Origin of the sequence: Winogradskyella sp. (assembly GCF_045105575.1) — a bacterium.
Lineage (GTDB): Bacteria > Bacteroidota > Bacteroidia > Flavobacteriales > Flavobacteriaceae > Winogradskyella.
In genome coordinates this window covers 1-18,977 of record NZ_JBGCDQ010000001.1, presented here as the reverse complement: position 1 = coordinate 18,977, position 18,977 = coordinate 1, and the positions used below count along the sequence as shown (strand labels likewise).

At 35.6% G+C, this 18,977-nt stretch carries 10 protein-coding genes and 1 other RNA gene; 6 read left to right on the top strand and 5 right to left on the bottom strand.

Annotated features, from left to right (window positions below):
* From AB8B52_RS00055 to ffs, 3 genes are all read right to left on the bottom strand, one after another.
* Window positions 1-6,226, bottom strand: a 6,226-nt coding sequence (locus AB8B52_RS00055) for a choice-of-anchor L domain-containing protein (protein ID WP_406023981.1), incomplete at its 3' end; no start/stop codon positions are given.
* 133 nt (window positions 6,227-6,359) lie between these two features.
* Window positions 6,360-7,163 carry an SDR family oxidoreductase gene (locus AB8B52_RS00050; RefSeq protein ID WP_406023979.1) on the bottom strand — a complete coding sequence of 268 codons (804 nt, stop codon included), beginning with the start codon at window positions 7,161-7,163 and terminating at the stop codon, window positions 6,360-6,362.
* A gap of 144 nt (window positions 7,164-7,307) precedes the next feature.
* Window positions 7,308-7,406: signal recognition particle sRNA small type (gene ffs / locus AB8B52_RS00045), an RNA gene on the bottom strand.
* Window positions 7,407-7,494: 88 nt separating this feature from the next.
* Between ffs and AB8B52_RS00040 the strand changes: the two genes are divergently transcribed.
* From AB8B52_RS00040 to AB8B52_RS00025, 4 genes are all read left to right on the top strand, one after another.
* Entirely contained in the window at window positions 7,495-8,523 is a 1,029-nt protein-coding gene (locus tag AB8B52_RS00040; RefSeq protein WP_406023977.1) for a glutaminyl-peptide cyclotransferase, read from the top strand.
* A gap of 7 nt (window positions 8,524-8,530) precedes the next feature.
* Window positions 8,531-8,920 carry an acyl-CoA thioesterase gene (locus AB8B52_RS00035; protein WP_406023975.1) on the top strand — a complete coding sequence of 130 codons (390 nt, stop codon included), beginning with the start codon at window positions 8,531-8,533 and terminating at the stop codon, window positions 8,918-8,920.
* A gap of 83 nt (window positions 8,921-9,003) precedes the next feature.
* A complete protein-coding gene (locus tag AB8B52_RS00030) occupies window positions 9,004-9,771 on the top strand; it encodes a hypothetical protein (protein ID WP_406023973.1) in 768 nt (255 codons plus the stop codon).
* A 164-nt stretch (window positions 9,772-9,935) separates the two neighbouring features.
* Entirely contained in the window at window positions 9,936-11,516 is a 1,581-nt protein-coding gene (locus AB8B52_RS00025; RefSeq protein WP_406023971.1) for a hypothetical protein, read from the top strand.
* A gap of 316 nt (window positions 11,517-11,832) precedes the next feature.
* Here AB8B52_RS00025 and glyA read toward each other — a convergent pair whose 3' ends face one another.
* Window positions 11,833-13,107 carry a serine hydroxymethyltransferase gene (gene glyA / locus AB8B52_RS00020; protein WP_406023969.1) on the bottom strand — a complete coding sequence of 425 codons (1,275 nt, stop codon included), beginning with the start codon at window positions 13,105-13,107 and terminating at the stop codon, window positions 11,833-11,835.
* Between the two features lie 110 nt (window positions 13,108-13,217).
* On the opposite strand from glyA, the gene fahA reads away from it, so the two are divergent.
* Complete coding sequence (fahA, locus tag AB8B52_RS00015) at window positions 13,218-14,510, top strand: fumarylacetoacetase (protein WP_406023983.1); 1,293 nt, start codon at window positions 13,218-13,220, stop codon at window positions 14,508-14,510.
* A 359-nt stretch (window positions 14,511-14,869) separates the two neighbouring features.
* On the opposite strand, the gene AB8B52_RS00010 is transcribed toward fahA, so the two are convergent.
* Window positions 14,870-16,555: a pseudouridine synthase gene (locus AB8B52_RS00010; RefSeq protein WP_406023967.1), complete on the bottom strand. Its 1,686-nt coding sequence runs from the start codon at window positions 16,553-16,555 to the stop codon at window positions 14,870-14,872.
* A gap of 697 nt (window positions 16,556-17,252) precedes the next feature.
* On the opposite strand from AB8B52_RS00010, the gene AB8B52_RS00005 reads away from it, so the two are divergent.
* Window positions 17,253-18,977 (top strand): BspA family leucine-rich repeat surface protein (locus tag AB8B52_RS00005; RefSeq protein WP_406023965.1); only part of this gene is annotated, 1,725 nt, incomplete at its 3' end.

Sequence of the window (18,977 nt, the reverse complement as noted above, 5' to 3'; positions counted from 1 at the left end):
GTTCTGTGGTGCCTGGCTCGGTGTACTCTACTGTAAACCAGTAATCACTCGTTGGCATCATACTGCCATTAAAGGTACCATCCCAACCTGTTCCGGTGGGACTTAATTGCTTTAATAGCTTTCCGTAACGGTCAAATATATAAATTTTTGCATCATTTCCAATACCTTCGATGTTCCAAGTTTCATTTTGTGCGTCTCCATTGGGTGTAAAAAATAATGGATAATCAATAATAAACTTCGTTGCCGTGTCTAATCCACAACCATTCTTGTCTCTGGCAGTTATCTCATGTAGACCTGGTGACACATTGGTGAATATAGGATCGTCTTGCCATAAGCCTCCGTCTAAACTGTATTCAAAATCTCCTTCCTCGGCCACAACGGCTTCTAGGATATGATTGTCTGCAAAGGCATCTGTTAATAAATTGATCGTTAACGTTGGACGCTCACTTTCTTCTACAATCATAGTAGCATCATTACTACAATTGGTTTCTAATGATGTGGTTTCATCTGTAACAGTTACGGTATATGTACCTCCTTGACTTGGCATGATGCTCGAACCTGTTTCACCTGTAATCTCTGTGCCATCTAGCGTCCATACAAAACTGTAATCTGATGCTGATAAACCCGTGTCGATCACTAAGGGTTCGCGTATTTCGGATCCGTCCGTGTTCACACATAGAATATAAAGTTCTTCTAATTGTAATAGCGGTAAGGCATTCACCTGTAACGTGAGTTCTGCGGTTTCGTAACAGATGGACGTATCTGCTCCCATACCATCTAAGGTGTCATTATCGACTCTCGCATAGATCACCTGTGGGTTGGTAATATTTTCATACAAAGTTGGCAATGGATTTACCTTATTGTCGGCATCGTCTTGGCTTTCGTAATAACTCACAATATAGTTTACTGGATCTTGACCATCTAAGATGTCTGCGTTTTGCGCTGTTAAGTCAAATTGAGTACTATCGTTTGTTGCATTGCCATCCGTTTCCATAGCATCATCACAAAGCTCATAAAGGATGGGATCCATATCTGGATTCGCCTGTGCTGCTTCTTGTACTTCGATATTAAAACTTTGGGTGCTGATAGAACAGCCTGTTTCTGTATTGGTAATCGTTACAAAGATTTGTTGTGGATTGCCTAGTGTGTTGCTGTATGGACTGACCAAATCATTAATTCCTGCTTCTGCATCGGCTAAGCTTTCATGGTAGCTTACTGCAAATAATGTAGCATCTTGTCCGTTTAACACTTCTGCGTCTTTGATCGTTAAATCAAAGCTGTCTTGTCCATCCGTATTGAGTTCGCATTGGATAAAGTCTGTTACCGCAACAACTTCTGGTAAGGGGTGCACTATAATGGTGAAGTCTACGAGTTCGTAACAGCCTGTAAGATCATTGGTCATTCGTACATAGATCTCTTGTGGTGTCTCCATATTGCTATACTGCGTTGGGTCTGCAATCGCACTACTACCTGCATCTGCATCTTCTAGACTTTCGTAGTAGGTGATCGTGACTCCGACTTCCCCATTACGGATCAGTACTTGGTTTTCGGTTAAATCGAACACCTCTATGGCATCTCCTGCTCCATTATCATCACACAACTCTATATTAGGTAATAAGGCGCTTGCTGTAGGTGTTGGATTTGGTAACACGCGTATGGTAAGGGTCACAAAACTAATGCAACCTGTATTGGTATCGGTTACCACTGCATGTAAGGTCTGTGGGTTAGGTAAGGCTCCGTTGATCCCTGTATTGGTATACTGCGTTGGATCTGGAATTACATTAGTTTGTGCTTGGGCTTCTGCTAGCGTTTCATAATAGTCGACAGACCAACTGGCATTACCTGCCGTGATCTCTGCATCTTTTACCGTAAGATCGAATACCGTGATCTCATTGCCTGGTACTTCACCTAAATCATCACATTGATTCAGTTGTGTTGGTTGTACGGCTTCTGGTGGTAAGGCCACGATCAATTCAAACACTCCAGTATCAAAACACGTGGTCACGGGATCGAATAATCGCACATAGATCAATTGTGGGTTGCTACTGTTAGTATAGTTGCCTACGTTAATAATTGGGTTGTTTCCTGTTTGTGCATCTGCTGCACTGGTGTGGTAGGTTAAAATCACCTGTGTTGGATCTTGACCGTTAAGTACCTCGTCGTCTTTAGTGGTTAAATCGAACTGGGCTTGTCCGTCGTCGTTCATATCACAAATCGTGTAAGGTGCTAAGGTGCTTGGCACTTCTGGTGCTGGGTTAACGATCAGCTCTAGTCGGTTTTGTGTGAGACTGAAACAACCTGTTAGCGTGTTTTCTGAACGTACGTAAATGAACTGGTTGTTTGGTACAATATTCATATATAGCCCTGTGATGGGGTTCTCTCCAACTTCGGCTTCTGTTTCTGTCTCGTGATAGGTAATCACAATATCAGTTTCTCCGTTGGTAATGGCGATGGTACGCTGTTCTAAATCGAACTCTGCATAGCCATCATTGTCATCGTCACAGACTTCAATCGGCTCTGGATCGGGTTCTGGTGATGGGATGGGATTCACTCTTAATGTGACTGTCACTGTATTGTAGCAACCTGTAATATCATTCTCTGCTCTTACGAAAATCGTCTGAGCATTCATGGTATTTACATAGGGACTGGTGATTGGGTCTGTGGCGTTGTCTGCATCGAATTGCGTTTCGTAATGGGTTAGAGTGATGCCGGTTTGACCGTTGAGAATCGCCGCATTGGCATCTTCTAAGGTGAACGCTTCTTGGCCGTCTTCGGCTGCTGGATCCGTCACATCACACAACTCTAAGGGTGGTGGTGTGATTAAAACAGGTAGTGGGTTCACAATCAGCTCTAAACTGATGAGTTTAAAACAACCGGAAACCGTGGTAGTATCTTCTACGCGGATCCAAATCGTTTGGTTGAATGCTACTGTATTGGTATAGGCTAATGGGTTGGCTATTGGGTTCATTGCGGCCTCTGCATTCGCTTCGCTTTGGTAATACGTGAAGTTGAATGGGGTGGCGTCTTGGCCGTTGAGTACTTCGTCCGTCTTTGTCGTTAAATCGAACACGGCAAAGCCATCGGCTGAAATGTCGTCACAGACTTCTAATGGGCTTGGTGCGGTGAGTTGTGGTGTGTCTTCTACAATCAATTCTAAAACCACAATCGTGGCACAGTCTGTAGCGATGGTGGCACTTTCTACACGTACGTAAAGCGTTTGCATGTCTTGAACGATGTTGGCGTAAGCGATACTCGTATCTATCGCATCGACCCCATTTTCTGCATTGATCTGAGTTTCGTGATAAGTGACTGACAATCCTGCGGCTCCTCCTGTGATTTCTGCTTCTACATCCGTTAAAGTGAAAATACCATTGCCATCGTTATCTGGATCGCAATAGCGTAACGGTTGTGGTGTGTTGGCTATGGGTGCTTGTTGTACAACCAGCTCTAACTCAGTCGTGTCTGAACAGCCTGTGGTTGTGTCTTCTACCCTTACAAAAATGATTTGTGGGTTGCTTATGTTGGTGTATAGCAATGGTAAAGTGTTGGTCTGGGTTTCTGCTTCTGCTATGGTTTCGTAGTAACTTACGGTGTAGTTGGGATTGTTGCCTGTGATCTCTGTGATCTTTAGGCTTAAATCGATGTCTGTTAAGCCGTCTGGTACTCCGTCGTCGCAGACCTCTAATGGTGTGGGTGCTACTAATTGTGGTAGTGGGTTGACAGTAATGTCGAAAGATATATTCGAAATAAAACAATTGGTCACCGTATTTTCAACTCTAGTAAAAATAGTTTGTAACCCAAAACTTGTTAAATAAGGATTCGGTAAACTATTAGTGCCTGCGTCTGCATCAACTTGACTTTCATAATAAGAAATATCTATGTCAGCTGCATTTTGACCACCTAAAATCTGTGCATCAAATTGCGTTAAATCTACTAAAGCACCAGCTGCATCGCCACTACAAAATATAGTATCGGTTACCACATTATCTTCTGGTAATGGGTTTACGGTTAAATTCATAGTATTAATACCAAAACACTCATTCGCATTTTCTACTCTGACAAAAATCATTTGGTTAAAAGGCGTGGTATTTTGATATGCATCAGGCAATTGATTAATTTCTAATTGTGCATCATTCGCAGTAGCATAATAAGCGACTGTTAAGCCTACAGGTAAATTTTGTAAAATAGTAGCATCAGCTTCTGTAAGATCAAAAAATGCAATCCCATCATAATCATCATCACAAGTATCTAAATCGGCATTCCCAATATCAGTTGCTGTAACATCTAATACAACTTCACCGATACTTATGCAGCCTGAAGCATCGTCTACAACTCTAATATAAATAGTTTGTGGATTAACCGTATTTATAAAAGGAAAAGGAACTTGACTATTATTTTCACTTTGAGCATCAACCAAACTCAAGTAATGCGTATAGGTAAAACCTGACGTATTTCCACTGACCATAATATTTTGGTTAGCTTCGTTCAAATTATATTCTGTAAAACCATCTGGATTACCATCTTCATCGCACTGTACTAAGGTTGTATTCTGCAACTGAGGCAGCGGATTTACAATAAGACTAACAACAGCAGTAACATAACAAGCCTCATTATCGACATTTTCTAATCTTACTATGATATTTTGATTGTTCGCATTTGTATTGGTATAATTTAATGGTAGCGCATTTTGATCCATATCCGCATCATTCTGGTTGAGATGATAGCTAATATTGAATTGAACAGGATTCAAACCTCCTAAAACTTGCGCTTCTAAAGCATTTAAATCAAACTCTAAAAAACCATTTGTACTGTCACCATCACTGTTATTATCACATTCTTCGTAAGTTATATTTGCAGTTGTTGGAGGGTCAAATACATTAATTAAAAAACTAGTCGTATCAAAACAAAAACGACTATCATTATTTTGAATTCTTACAAAAATTTCTTCTTGCTGATATGCTACAGTATTTGTATAGATAAGTGGTAAGAAATCGGTATTCGTATTAGCACCATCTTGACTAGAATGATAACTAACAAAAAAATCACTCGCTACCTGTGAACCAAGAATAATGGGATTAAACGACATGAAGTCAAACGTCCAAAAACCATCATTGTCATCATCACAAATTAGCGCATCGTCAATAGGGTTTGCGATAGGACTTTGGGCAAATTCAATCGTTACGTCATCTGTTGACGTACAATTTGAAGCATATTCTACAACTACCGTATAAGTTCCATCCGTAACAACATTTAAGGTCGTTTCTGTTTCACCAGGAATTTCAACACCATCTAAAAACCAAGTATGACTTGCTATTGTAGTTGGTATTAGAGTATCCAATATTAAAGGATCATCTGAACACGCTGCGTTTCCACCAGCTACTGTAAAATCGGCTCCTAAATCTAAACCTATATTAAAACTGCCAGCTTCTAAGAAAATAGCGGAATCCCAAGCGGAGTCTCCTTGATCTGCCACAACAATTTTTATTTCATAAGCTTGATTTGGAATAACATCCGCAGTTGCAGTTAAAACTACCGTTCTTCCTCCGTAATTCGTACTTCCCAAGTTATAACCTTCAAAAAACTCAGTATTGGCAGCACAAATAGTTGAATTATTTATATTTCTAACACTAACGGGTTGACCATTAGGTAAAACTGCCAAATTTGTATAAGCTGTGGTGCCTACTTCCCGTAACAAAAATGCAAAACCATCGGCAAATTGACATTCAGTATTACCGTCATACTCCTCAGATGCCATTAAAAAGCGAAAATTGAAATCGTCAGAAGTAGGTACGAAATTAAAACTAACGAATGTAGCATCATTTGTATTTCCAATACCTAAAGCTGCCTGCAAATCCGCATCACCAGGCAATCCATTTGTGAAATCAGGAAATGGACTACCGTTGTCTACAGTATTTCCAGCTGCAAAGGCTATACCAGTGGTTAATACGACTCCTTCTTCAAATGGAAAATCACTTCCAGCAGGTCTACTAAAATAACCATAGCTTTTAGATTGCGTATCAGCTGGTTGTCCAGACACCTGTTCTGAAAAATTATCAATGACCGCACAATCGCTATTAATAAGAACATCAGTAACGAGCTGCTGCATACTTAAAGTAGATTGTGCATCAGCCGCATTATTGATATTAATTATTTGCGCGTATCCTAAACCACTAACAAATAAACCTAAACATAAAAGATACTTTCTAATTTCATTCATATTCGTCATATATACATCTATGTATTTAACAATCTCAATCGCATTTTTCCTACGTCAATTGGTCTAAAAATTAAAAACTAATTTTTTTATCTGATTTTCAATTATTTATATTTGATTTTTTTAATAGAATTAGAACAAATCTTTAAAGTTCATAATGACTCATCAAGAGTTTCTCATAAACCTTACCTGGAAGAATTCGTTTTAAAACAATAGAAAATTTTTGCATAAATGCACCTACTTTATAATGCACTTTTGGTTTTTTTGCTTCTATAATTTTCAAAATAGCTTCAGCCATTTGTTTTGGATCATTACCGCTATCTACATGAGCATCCATCATATGTAGCGTATTACCATAACTTTGCTTATAAGGCGAACTTTCCAAAACTGGAGCATGATAGCGACCAGCTGCAATATTAGTTGCAAAATCACCAGGAGCTACATTAGTCATATTAATATTAAAACCTTTCAATTCCATTCTGAAAGCTTCGGTAATCAATTCTAAAGCCCCTTTACTAGCACTGTAAACTCCTCGATATGGTAAACCCATATAACCAGCAATCGAAGTCACGTTAATAATTAGACCAGAGTTGTGCTCTCGCATCGACGGTAAAACCGCCTTAATCACGTTTATTGGTCCAAAAAAATTAGTTTCAAAGTTTCGTTTAATTTCCTCATCAGGAATTTCCTCAATAGGACCAGTGATACCTGCGCCTGCATTGTTTAACAAGACATCAATATTTGATTCTTTGCTTAAAACTTCAGAAATACAGGTGGAAATAGTCTCTTTTTTGGTAACATCTAAGGCTATAATTGGAAATTTACTATTCGGATAACGCTCAGGATTACGGCTAGTGCCATAGACTTTAAATCCTTTAATTTGAAGGAACTCACCTACGGACTTCCCTATTCCTGAAGATCCACCTGTTATCAATACAACTTTAGCCATACAAAGCGAATTTACGATATAGACGATACAAGTTCCAAAAACTATGAGCGTTTTAACATGAATTTTCGACTTACAATTAAGATCGTCTTAATCAAAGAAAACTCGATAAGTCGAAACTTTCAAGATTTGAGTATAGGGTACAAAAAAAGGCAAGCTACCTACATCACACCGCTACAACCATTTACCTTTGCTGCGTTCCCGCCCTGGAGGATTCAACAGGAGCTGGTTGTGTAGGACTTGCCAGCGGCAAAGATACAATCTTTTAATACTTTCACAATGATTTTTAAACTGAATTTTATTTAATAACTTGCCCCAAATTTAAAAGGCAACTATGCAACTAGCTAAATATTTCATTCTCTTATCTTTAAGTTTAATACTAACTAATTGTGGTGATAAATCAACCTCAAAACAATTAAGTTTATCAATAAATACGAGTGTTAAATCTTTGATGCTTGGAGACACGCTTAATTTATCAATAAACAATCCTAAAAACTTAACTCTCGGTTCTGTAAGTTATGAGATGGATGGAAAACCAATCGACCATAATTCAATTTTAAGCACTATGACCTTAGGAGAGAAAACAATTACTGCAAAAATTAAAATTGGTGAGACCACTGAAACCATAACAAAAACTATACAGTTGTTTAATAATAAGATTCCTGAGATTTATACGTATGAAATTGTAAACACCTTTCCGCACGACATCACCTCATACACGCAAGGCTTAGAATTCTATAAGGGAGAACTTTATGAGAGTACCGGCCAGAAAAAAGAATCAAAATTGAGAAAAGTAAATTTTGAAACTGGAGAAGTTTTAAAAAATATAAATTTAGAAGATCAATACTTTGGTGAAGGTTTAACTATACTAAATGATAAAATTTATCAGCTCACTTGGCAAGCAAAACGTGGCTTCATTTACGATGTCAATTCCTTTGAACAATTAGAAATTTTTAATTACGGTACAAGTAAAGAAGGTTGGGGAATTTGCAATGATGGTGACGCACTTTATAAATCTGATGGTACAGAAAAAATATTTCTTTTGAATTCTGAAGACCTCACAGAACAAAGCCATATTGAAGTTTATACCGAAAAAGGGAAAATACCAAGTCTTAATGAACTCGAATGGATTGACGGTAAAATTTTTGCTAATATTTACCAACGCAATGGTGTCGTTATTATTAATCCTAAAACCGGTGGTGTTGACGGAGTGATTGATTTTAAACCTTTAAAGAAACTTGTAAAACAACATTCAAAATTAGATGTTTTAAATGGTATTGCCTATCACCCAGAACGTGAGACTATTTTTGTGACAGGAAAAAATTGGGATAAACTTTTTGAGGTTAAAATAAAAAAGCGCTAATCGTATTGTGCAAATATTTGAGAAAAATATAACGGTTTCTAAAGAAGACTTAGACGATCTTAACCACGTTAATAATGTACGTTACGTGCAATGGGTTCAAGATATTGCTAAGGAACATTGGTTGACTTATGCGACAAAAGATATTTTAGAAACTTATTCTTGGTTTTTGGTCAATCATTTTATAGAGTACAAAAGTGAAGCACTTCTTGGAGATCAATTGCATTTAAAAACTTATGTTCCTAGCGTTGAAGGAGTCACTACCACAAGGCACGTAGAAATTTTTAACACTAAAACCAACCGCTTAGTCGTTCAATCTAAAGCAAAATGGTGCTTAATAGATTCTAAAACGCAACGACCAACACGCATCATTTCTGAAATTGCTGAATTATTCGATTAAGCTATTATTAGGTTAAAGTTTTTTTAACGTTAGCATCTGTTTCGGTTGAAATACTTTTCTTTAGCAGATCAATCAGTACAATAATGCGTTATTACTTTCTTTTTATTTTTCTCATCTATTTACCTTTATCAATAACAGCTCAGACCTTAAATGGCAAGGTATATGATGCCAATGGTACTATAAAAAACATTACGGTTTTTAATAAAACACAAAATAGAGTCACGGTAACCAACAAGGACGGAGATTTTAAAATTGAAGCAAAAGTTAGCGATAGTCTTTCTTTTGAATCTTTGTTTTATCATAACAAAACAATAGCCTTACAACCCATTCATTTTGAAGGTACAGCCGTTTTTGAACTTAAAGAAATTTTAACTGAGCTCGATGAAGTTGAAGTTATGGCAGAACCTGAACAGCCCGTATTTGAGGTTGAAAGTTACAATGTTGATCTTCAAGATTTAATTGATGAAGACATAAAAAACAATCCGCATTTATACAAACCAGAGGTAGAATCTTATGGTGTAGATTTTGTAGCAATAATTGGACTTGTTGCTAAACTTCTAAAAAAGAAAGACAAATATATTAAACCGACTTACCAACCTATTACTTATAAACAAATGGATTCGCTATTTGAAAAAAGTACGTTCTTCAACAAACAATTATTGACCGATAATCTTAAGATACCAGAAGATAAAGCACATCTTTTTTACGATTTTTGTGAGGCAAAATATCTTAGTTCTGAATTACTAAAAGAAGAGCAAAAAATGGAACTCTTAGAGCAATTAGTTTTAAACAGTCAGTTGTTTAATATCCTTTTAGAGCAATACGGCAAAAAGAATGTCATTAAAGATTAGAACGACATAATGTTTTAATTTATTCCGAGTTTAGTTTCAGAAACAAGGGTTTTTCGAGTTTAATCGGTTTTTAAACTACAATAATTGTCGGTAATTAATAAGTCTTCATAATAAATCCTAACTTCAAAAGTTATACTTTTAAGCCTTAATTATATTTACAACTTATGAAGCGATTGCTGTCATTTTTTTTGTGTTTCGGAATCTTACTATTTTGGAGTTCTTGTCGAAACGATTTTGAGTTTTCACCAAGCACAGGAAATTTAGAATTTGCTAGAGATACCATCTATTTAGATACTGTTTTTAGCAATATTGGGTCTAGCACCTACAATCTAAAAGTTTATAATCGTAGTGATGATGATATAGTGATACCAACCATTAGGCTAGAAAATGGTGAGAATTCACTTTACAGAATGAATGTAGACGGCTCTACAGGATTACAAGATGAGGCACAAATTGGTAAATTCTTCGAGGATGTAGAATTATTAGCTAATGATAGTTTATTTATTTTTATTGAAACGACCATAGATATTTCGAGCTTAGGTACCTTAGACAATCAATTTTTATATACCGATAGAATTCTATTCGATTCTGGCAGTAAACAACAAGATATCGATGTGGTAACATTAGTTAAGGATGCAATATTTATATATCCTAATAAAGACGATGTTACTGGTATTATTGAAACGCTAACCTTTGATGCAGATGGAGATGGCACACCAGATGAAACCACTTTACAAGGCCGTTTTCTAGCAGACGAAGAACTCACCTTTACCAACGAAAAACCTTATGTTATTTATGGTTACGCTGGAGTTGACACAGGCAAAACGTTAACGATGGAGGCTGGTGCACGTGTACACTTTCATTCAGAATCTGGTATCATTGTTACTAATGGTGGTTCACTTAACATTAATGGTTCTTTTAGTACTGACCAAGAGACCTTAGAAAATGAAGTCATTTTAGAAGGAGATCGCCTAGAGCCATTATTTGCCGATGTGCCAGGACAATGGGGAACTATTTGGTTATTTAACGGTAGTGAAAATAATAGTATTAATTATACTACGATTAAAAATGCAACCATTGGTGTATTATCTGAAGGTAACCAAGACACTACCAATGATAAATTAACCATTACCAACACACAAATCTATAATGTGAGTAGTTTTGGTATTTTAGGGCGAGCAACCTCAATCAAAGCCGAAAATGTGGTGATAAATAATTGCGGACAATCATCTTTTGCAGGAACGCTCGGAGGGAAATACAACTTTACACATTGCACCATTGCTAATTATTGGAATAGTAGTTTTCGTCAGTTCCCTGCCCTACTCCTCAATGATTTTATTGTTGGCGAAAACAATACTGTTTTAACGAATGACTTAATTGAAGCCAATTTTAATAATTGTATTATTTACGGTAATGATAATCCTGAAATTTTATTAGAGAACCAAGGCAATGTTTTTAATTACAAATTCACTAATTGTTTAATACAATTTGATAATGATGATCTTGAAGGTACAGGTAATTATGATTTTGAAGACCCACTATATTATGAAAATAATGTCTTTAATATAAATCCGGATTTTAAAGACCCTTTTGAAAACTTGATGCAGATTGGCGACGATTCTGGAGCTAACGGACAAGGAAGTATCGACGTTATCACACTATTCACTCAGGATATATTAAATACAACTAGATTAAATCCTGCGGATTGTGGTGCATATGAAAGCATCATTTTTGAAGAAGATTAATACCAATTCTAATTTTTGAAATCAAAAGTAAATTATTCAAAATTTATCATTGAAATACTAAAATATTTATGGCTAGTTTTTAATGGTCTATCACTTTTAATGTATGTCATTGCTCTATTTAGCAAAATAAAAAGACCGAACTTTAGAAATTTATCTTCAGATTATTTTGTATTACTTGGTATCCTTTTATTAATTTCTTTTGTTATAAAAATCATTTGGATGAATACAAAAAACCCTTCAAAATAAAATTGAAAGGCTTTTTAATTATGACTTCAAACTTTTTTAAGTTTTAAACCCTTAAAAGGTTTTATAATAATTAAGCATTAAACAAAGGGCGACCACTCATTAAAGCATTCACCTTAACCGCAATTTCTTCTAAAACCGAATCGTTATCATAATTGTTAATCACTTCATCAATTAAATCAACCACATAAGGCATATCGCTTTCTTTTAATCCTCTTGTAGTAATGGCTGGAGTTCCAACTCTAATACCAGAGGTTACAAATGGAGATTCCGTATCAAAAGGCACCATGTTTTTATTCACTGTAATATCTGCTTTAACTAAGGCGTTCTCAGCATCTTTACCAGTAATATTTTTATTTCTAAGGTCAATCAACATCATGTGGTTATCTGTTCCTCCAGAAATTAAATGATAATCTTTAGCTACAAAAGCTTTTGCCATAGCATCTGCATTATGTTTTACTTGCAACATGTAATGCATAAATTCGTCCGTCAACGCTTCTCCAAAAGCAATTGCTTTAGCAGCTATGATGTGTTCTAGTGGTCCGCCTTGATTTCCTGGAAAAACTCCAGAATCTAAAAGACCTGACATTTTACGAAGTTTGCCACTCTTTAATATAATACCAAATGGGTTATCAATATTTTCGCCCATCATTATAAGTCCGCCTCGAGGGCCACGTAACGTTTTATGTGTTGTGGTTGTGACCACATGGCAATGCGGCATTGGGTCATTTAAAATGCCTTTAGCAATTAAACCAGACGGATGCGAAATATCAGCCAATAAAACAGCACCAACACTATCTGCAACCTCTCTAAAGGTTTTAAAATCGATATCACGCGAGTATGCAGAAGCACCAGCAATTATCATTTTTGGCTTTTCTATTTGAGCTTGGTCAGCCAACATATCGTAATCTATAAGTCCTGTATCTTTTTTCACACCATAAAAGGTAGGACGGTATAATTTACCTGAAAAATTAACAGGAGAACCATGGGTTAAATGTCCACCATGAGATAAATCGAATCCTAAAATGGTATCACCTGGTTGTAAACAGGCATGAAATACTGCTGTGTTTGCCTGACTTCCAGAATGTGGTTGTACATTAGCATAAGCTGCACCAAATAAGGTTTTAGCACGTTCAATAGCAATGGTTTCTACTTCATCAACCACTTCACAACCACCATAATAACGTTTACCAGGATAACCTTCTGCATACTTGTTAGTTAATACAGAACCTGCAGCTTCCATCACTTGGTCACTTACAAAATTCTCAGAGGCGATAAGTTCTATACCATCGAGTTGGCGTTCTTTTTCGGCTTTAATAAGTTCAAAAATTTGTTCGTCGCGTTGCATAAATAAAGTGTTTGTTAAATCCATACAAAAATAGTGAATACATTAGTTTAAATCTTAAAAAATATGTAGGTTTGAATGAATTTAATGAACATTTAATCAACAACAGCATTATGCCATTATCCGCTAATAATCCAAACAGAGCCTCTTGGTTGTACGTCAATAAGTATTCTGATTTTCCTATTCAAAATATCCCTTTTGGTGTTTTCCTTACAAGAGAAGACATTATTACCATTGGTACACGAATTGGAGATACAGCCATAGATTTAGGTGCGTTGCATCAATTAGGCTATTTTGATGGTATTCCGCTAACAGATGATATTTTTCTTCAAGATTCATTAAACGATTTTATTGCTGATGGCAGAAAAACATGGCGTGCTGTAAGAAATCGTGTTGCTGAAATTTTTGATGCCAATAATGACATACTAAAAAACAACACCAAGCATAAAGAAATCATTTGCTTTAGACTGGATGAAATAGAAATGAAAGTCCCTGTGCAAGTGGGAGACTATACTGATTTTTATGCCAGTAAAGAACATGCTACAAATGTTGGTACCATGTTTAGAGGTAAAGAGAATGCGCTTATGCCCAACTGGTTACATATGCCAATTGGTTATCATGGCAGAAGTTCATCAATCATAACAACGCACACACCTGTAAATCGTCCGCAAGGACAAATGCTTCCTGAAGGCGAAGAAAATCCTGTTTTTGGTCCTAGTCAATTGGTTGATTTTGAATTAGAAATGGCATTTATTACAACAGATGCTAATGATTTGGGTGAACCAATTCCTATTGAAGAAGCCGAAGAATATATTTTTGGCCTAGTCGTTTTTAATGACTGGTCTGCACGAGATATTCAAAAATGGGAATATGTACCTTTAGGACCGTTTTTAGGAAAAAGTTTCGCATCATCTATGTCGCCATGGATTGTAACTTTAGATGCTTTAGAACCGTTTAGAGTAAATAGTCCAAAACAAAAACCACAACCACTATCTTATTTACAAACCAAAGGCAAACATAGCTTTGATATTCATTTAGAAGCTGGTATTATTCCAAAAGGTGGTAAAGAGACGACGGTTTGTAAATCGAATTTTAAATATATGTATTGGAATATGGCGCAACAGTTAGCACATCATACGGTTAATGGTTGTCCTGTAAATTCTGGTGATATGATGGGAAGTGGTACCATTTCTGGTCCAACAGAAGATTCTTATGGTTCTATGCTCGAATTAACTTGGAAAGGCACAAAACCAATTCAATTAAAAGATGGTACAGAACGTAAATTCATCAATGACCACGATACGGTAGTGATGAGAGGCTATTGCGAAAATGATGATGTTAGAATTGGATTTGGACAAGTAAAAACGCAATTATTGCCTGTTTTTAATCCGAAGAAGAAAAAATAAGAAAAGATATATTTTGATAAAAACTAAGCTCGTAATATTTAATTATGGGCTTTGTTATTTTGAAGGGTGATTAGTGTTGTTTTGACGGAAGACAGATGACGGAAGACCGAACACAGAATATAGAATATTAATAATAGAAGTCTTGTGCTGAAAACCATTTGACAGAGATTTTATTGATTTTCGCGACTTGTCTTAAAACTGTTACACAAAGCTACTTAGAGAAAAAGGACGAAGATTCACAGAGAAATTATAATAAATGGATTAACTTTTGTTTCTCTTTAATGATTAGAGAAAAGCTCGGATAGAAAGTCAAAACTAGTACTTTCTGTGGGCATAGGAACTGTAACTTGAATTCATTTTTAAAAAGGTGCTTCGCAACTAAAACTTACCCACTCTCGTTTTACAGGATGCTCAAAACTTAACGTTTCTGCATGAAGATGTAATCGATTTGATGGTATGCCGTATAAATCATCTCCTACAATAGGCCTATTTAATCCTAAATGATGTGCTGCATGCACTCTTAACTGATGTGTTCTTCCTGAAATTGGATAAAAATGGATTCTGGTTTTATTGTTTTTGACATCCACAACTTCAAACGTCGTAGTTGCTTTTTTACCGTGTTCATTACAAACTAATTGTCTTGGTCTATTATTTAAATCTACGCGCAATGGCAAATCAATAGTCCCGTCTTTTTTATCTAGAATTCCATCTAATAACGCCACATATCGTTTTTTTATGGTTCGATTAATAAATTGCTTTTGAAGATTTTTATGCGTTCTCTCATTTTTCGCAACCAATAATAAGCCAGATGTAGACATGTCTAAACGATGCAATAACAAAGGTCCTGTAGCATTTGGCAGATACGATTTCATTCTGGTTAACACGGAATCTTTTATGGTTTTTCCTGGTACAGATAAAAACTCATGCGGTTTGTTTAAGACAAGAAGAAAGTCGTCTTCGTATATGATTTCTAATTCACCTTTAAAAACACCAGCGGTTTTAATAGGATTTGGTTCTACTTCTAAACCTTGCATCATAAAACCTAGAATAGGCTCGCAGCGACTTCTGCACGACGGATAAAATTGGCCATGCTTTCTAACTTCTTTAGTAGGTGAAATTCCCCAGTAAAATTCTGCCATAGCAATGGGCTTCAGATGATTCTCGTAAGCATATTGAAACAATTTTGGTGCAGCACATTCACCAGCTGCTGCTGGAGGTTGCCCTAAATCGGTACTTTTAAAAATATCGATTACATCTTTAGTGTCTCCTTTTGCATTGAGGAAACGATACTGTTCATGAATTTGTTTCTGCAAACTTGCAGATAGTGCTTTCCGTTCTTGTTTTAATCTACCAATAGGTTCTAATAATTGCGATAAAATCTTTTCAGCACCTTGTACCTCAACGTTGCAATTCAGCTTTAAGTATTTTAAATCTAAATTAGATTGAATACTTTTCTGCCTCAATGTTTCAAAACATAATTCTTTTTCAGAAGTTGAAAAATACAGCTCTGCCTCTACTCTTTTTTCTTTTCGTTTGAGTTTTTCTACTTTTGCTATTGTTTTAAAATCTTCAAGTTTTTTAGCGGTTTGAATTTTGATTTGTTTTAAATTTAGTTGAGATTTTTCCAAGCCTGGATGTCGTTCTAAAGTTTCAATATCAGCAGTTAAACGATTTAAATACGCTTCATTTTTTTTGAAGAAACCATCTTTATTCAGCATATCAAAAATAGGAGGGACAAATCCTTTTACATGATTGCTTTCTGCCAGTTTTCCTGAGAATGCTGCTAAATAACCCAACTGATCTTTATGAGTTTTAACAATCATAACACCAAACATCTTTCCGATTTTCAAGCCATTTTTGGTAGCGTCTAATCCGAAGTTGTGTTGAAAATCTCTTTGATTTTTTAAATAGGTCTTTACCTCATCTGCAGCTTTAATACAAAGTGAATGCGGCGTGTAATAAAACGGATAGGTGAATTGTTTCGGTAAGTCTTCCGAAGTATTGAGCTCGATTGAATGAAAACACGTGTTTTCAGTTAGAAACATACAATTTTTGTTAGTCTACAAAGAAACGAAATTACAAACAATGTGCGCTGCTTTAAAAATTAATCTAAAATTTGGAATTGTCTAAAATAATCATGCAAACAAAACCTGATAGTGTTTTTAAAAATGATAATAAATCTTACTCTAAGATTCAAGTAAAGATTTAAAAATAGATTGTTGCGTTTTATAGCATCATAAGAGTTGAAAATTGATCCTTTTTAGAGTCATTAAAAAACTATTGGTGAATTAAAAAAACTACGTTTTCAATTTTATTAGTTTAAACTTTAATTCTTAAAAATTGAACGAATCATTCTATTTTAAACACCTGAAAAACACTTATAGATGCTTAAATATTAGATTAAATATTAATTTTCTTATAAAATTAGTCCATACTTATAAAATAGACGTCAAACAAAACATCTAATCATAACTTACGACAGAACCTGTAATCACAGGCGTTTCCTTGAATATTCGCATATTATAATCTACTTAAATGTTAAAAAAAAATGTATTTCAACGATTTTATATGTATTTAATCGTGTTTCTATTTTGTAAATAGATTTTAACATTCTATATTTGCCCTCCCTTAGAGTGAATTTGCAATTGTTTTAGAAAAACGAAAGCGATTTATTCAAAATCCCTATTTAGAATATTAATGATAATATTAATGTTCTAACATTTAACTATAAATACTTTTGATATGTTAAATCATTACTCAAAAAATGTCCCTTTTGTCTTTAGACAAAAAAAAAACCTCTTTTTAATTCAATTAATCTTCGTACTTATTTTAAGTACAAGCTTATTTGGACAAACTAGATTCATTACAACTTGGGACACCACAAATCCTGGCACCTCGAACTCCACTTCCATAACAATTCCCACTATTGGTGCAGGCTACAACTACGACGTAGATTGGAATAGTGATGGTACATTTGATGAGTTTGGAATAACTGGTGATGTAACTCATGATTTTGGTGCTCCTGGGATATATACAATCAGAATACGAGGAAGCTTTCCGAGAATTTATTTTAACAATAGTGGAGACAAAGACAAAATTATAACCATAGCAAGGTGGGGCGCAATGTCTTGGACGAGTATGGAAAATGCCTTTTATGGATGCAGTAACTTAATTATTAACACAGCGGCTCCAGATGCACCTGATTTAAGTTTAGTAACATCAATGTCTGGTATGTTTAGAGATGCCACAAATGTAAATGGTGCAGCGGCACATTGGGATGTATCAAACATTACAGATATGTCTAATCTCTTTAGAAATGCTTTAAATTTTAATCAAAACTTAAGTGCTTGGAATGTTAGCAATGTTACGAATATGTCTAATATGTTTAATTCAAACACAAACTTTAACACGAATTTAAGCGCTTGGGATGTGAGCAATGTTACTAATATGACTGATATGTTATTAGATACTGCCCTAACAACAAATAGTTACGATGCGCTACTTCTTGCTTGGAATAACCTAACTCTCCAAAGCGGTGTGAATTTTAATGCAGGTCTTAGTAATTATTGTGCTGGGACAGCGGCAAGAAATAACATGATTTCTAATTTTGGTTGGTCAATCATAGATAATGGGTCCGCAGGTTCACCTGTTACTGCCATTTGTAGAACTACACCTTTTAATCTTTTGCTAGATGCTACAGGCAATGCTATTTTAGATCCAAGTGACATAGATAATGGGTCAACAGTAAATTGTGGTGGTACACTATCGCTAAGTGTATCACAAACTAATTTTTCTTGTGCTGATTTAGGTACCAATACAATTTTATTAACTGCTAATGATGGTAACGGAAATATATCAACATGCACAACTACAGTTGAAGTCATCAGTAATATTCCTCCAACTCCAAACACTACAATACTTCCAAATATTACTGCTCAATGTGAAGTCACTACTCTAGATATACCAACAGCAACTAATACTTGTGGTATTGTGATTTCAGGAACCCATAATACTACATTCCCTATAACTACAATAGGGACAACTATTGTAACTTGGACTTATGATGATGGAAATGGTAATGTTTCAACTCAAGATCAAAATGTAATTATTACAGACAATATCGCGCCCGTAACACCAACGTTAACAGCTTTAACCACAGACTGTAACGGAACATTAACAGCTCCAGCCACAACAGATGTGTGCGCAGGAATTATTACAGGAACAACATCCGACACCCTTAATTTTGTCGAAGGCGGGAGCACAACCATTACTTGGACATTTGATGATGGTAATGGAAATACAACTACAGCCAATCAAGTTTACAACTATGATGATACTACTGCTCCTGTAACACCTGCATTAGCATCTCTAACTGTTGACTGTAATGGAACATTAGCAGCTCCAACTACTACTGATATTTGTGCTGGAAATATCACAGGAACAACAACCGACACCCTTAACTTTGTT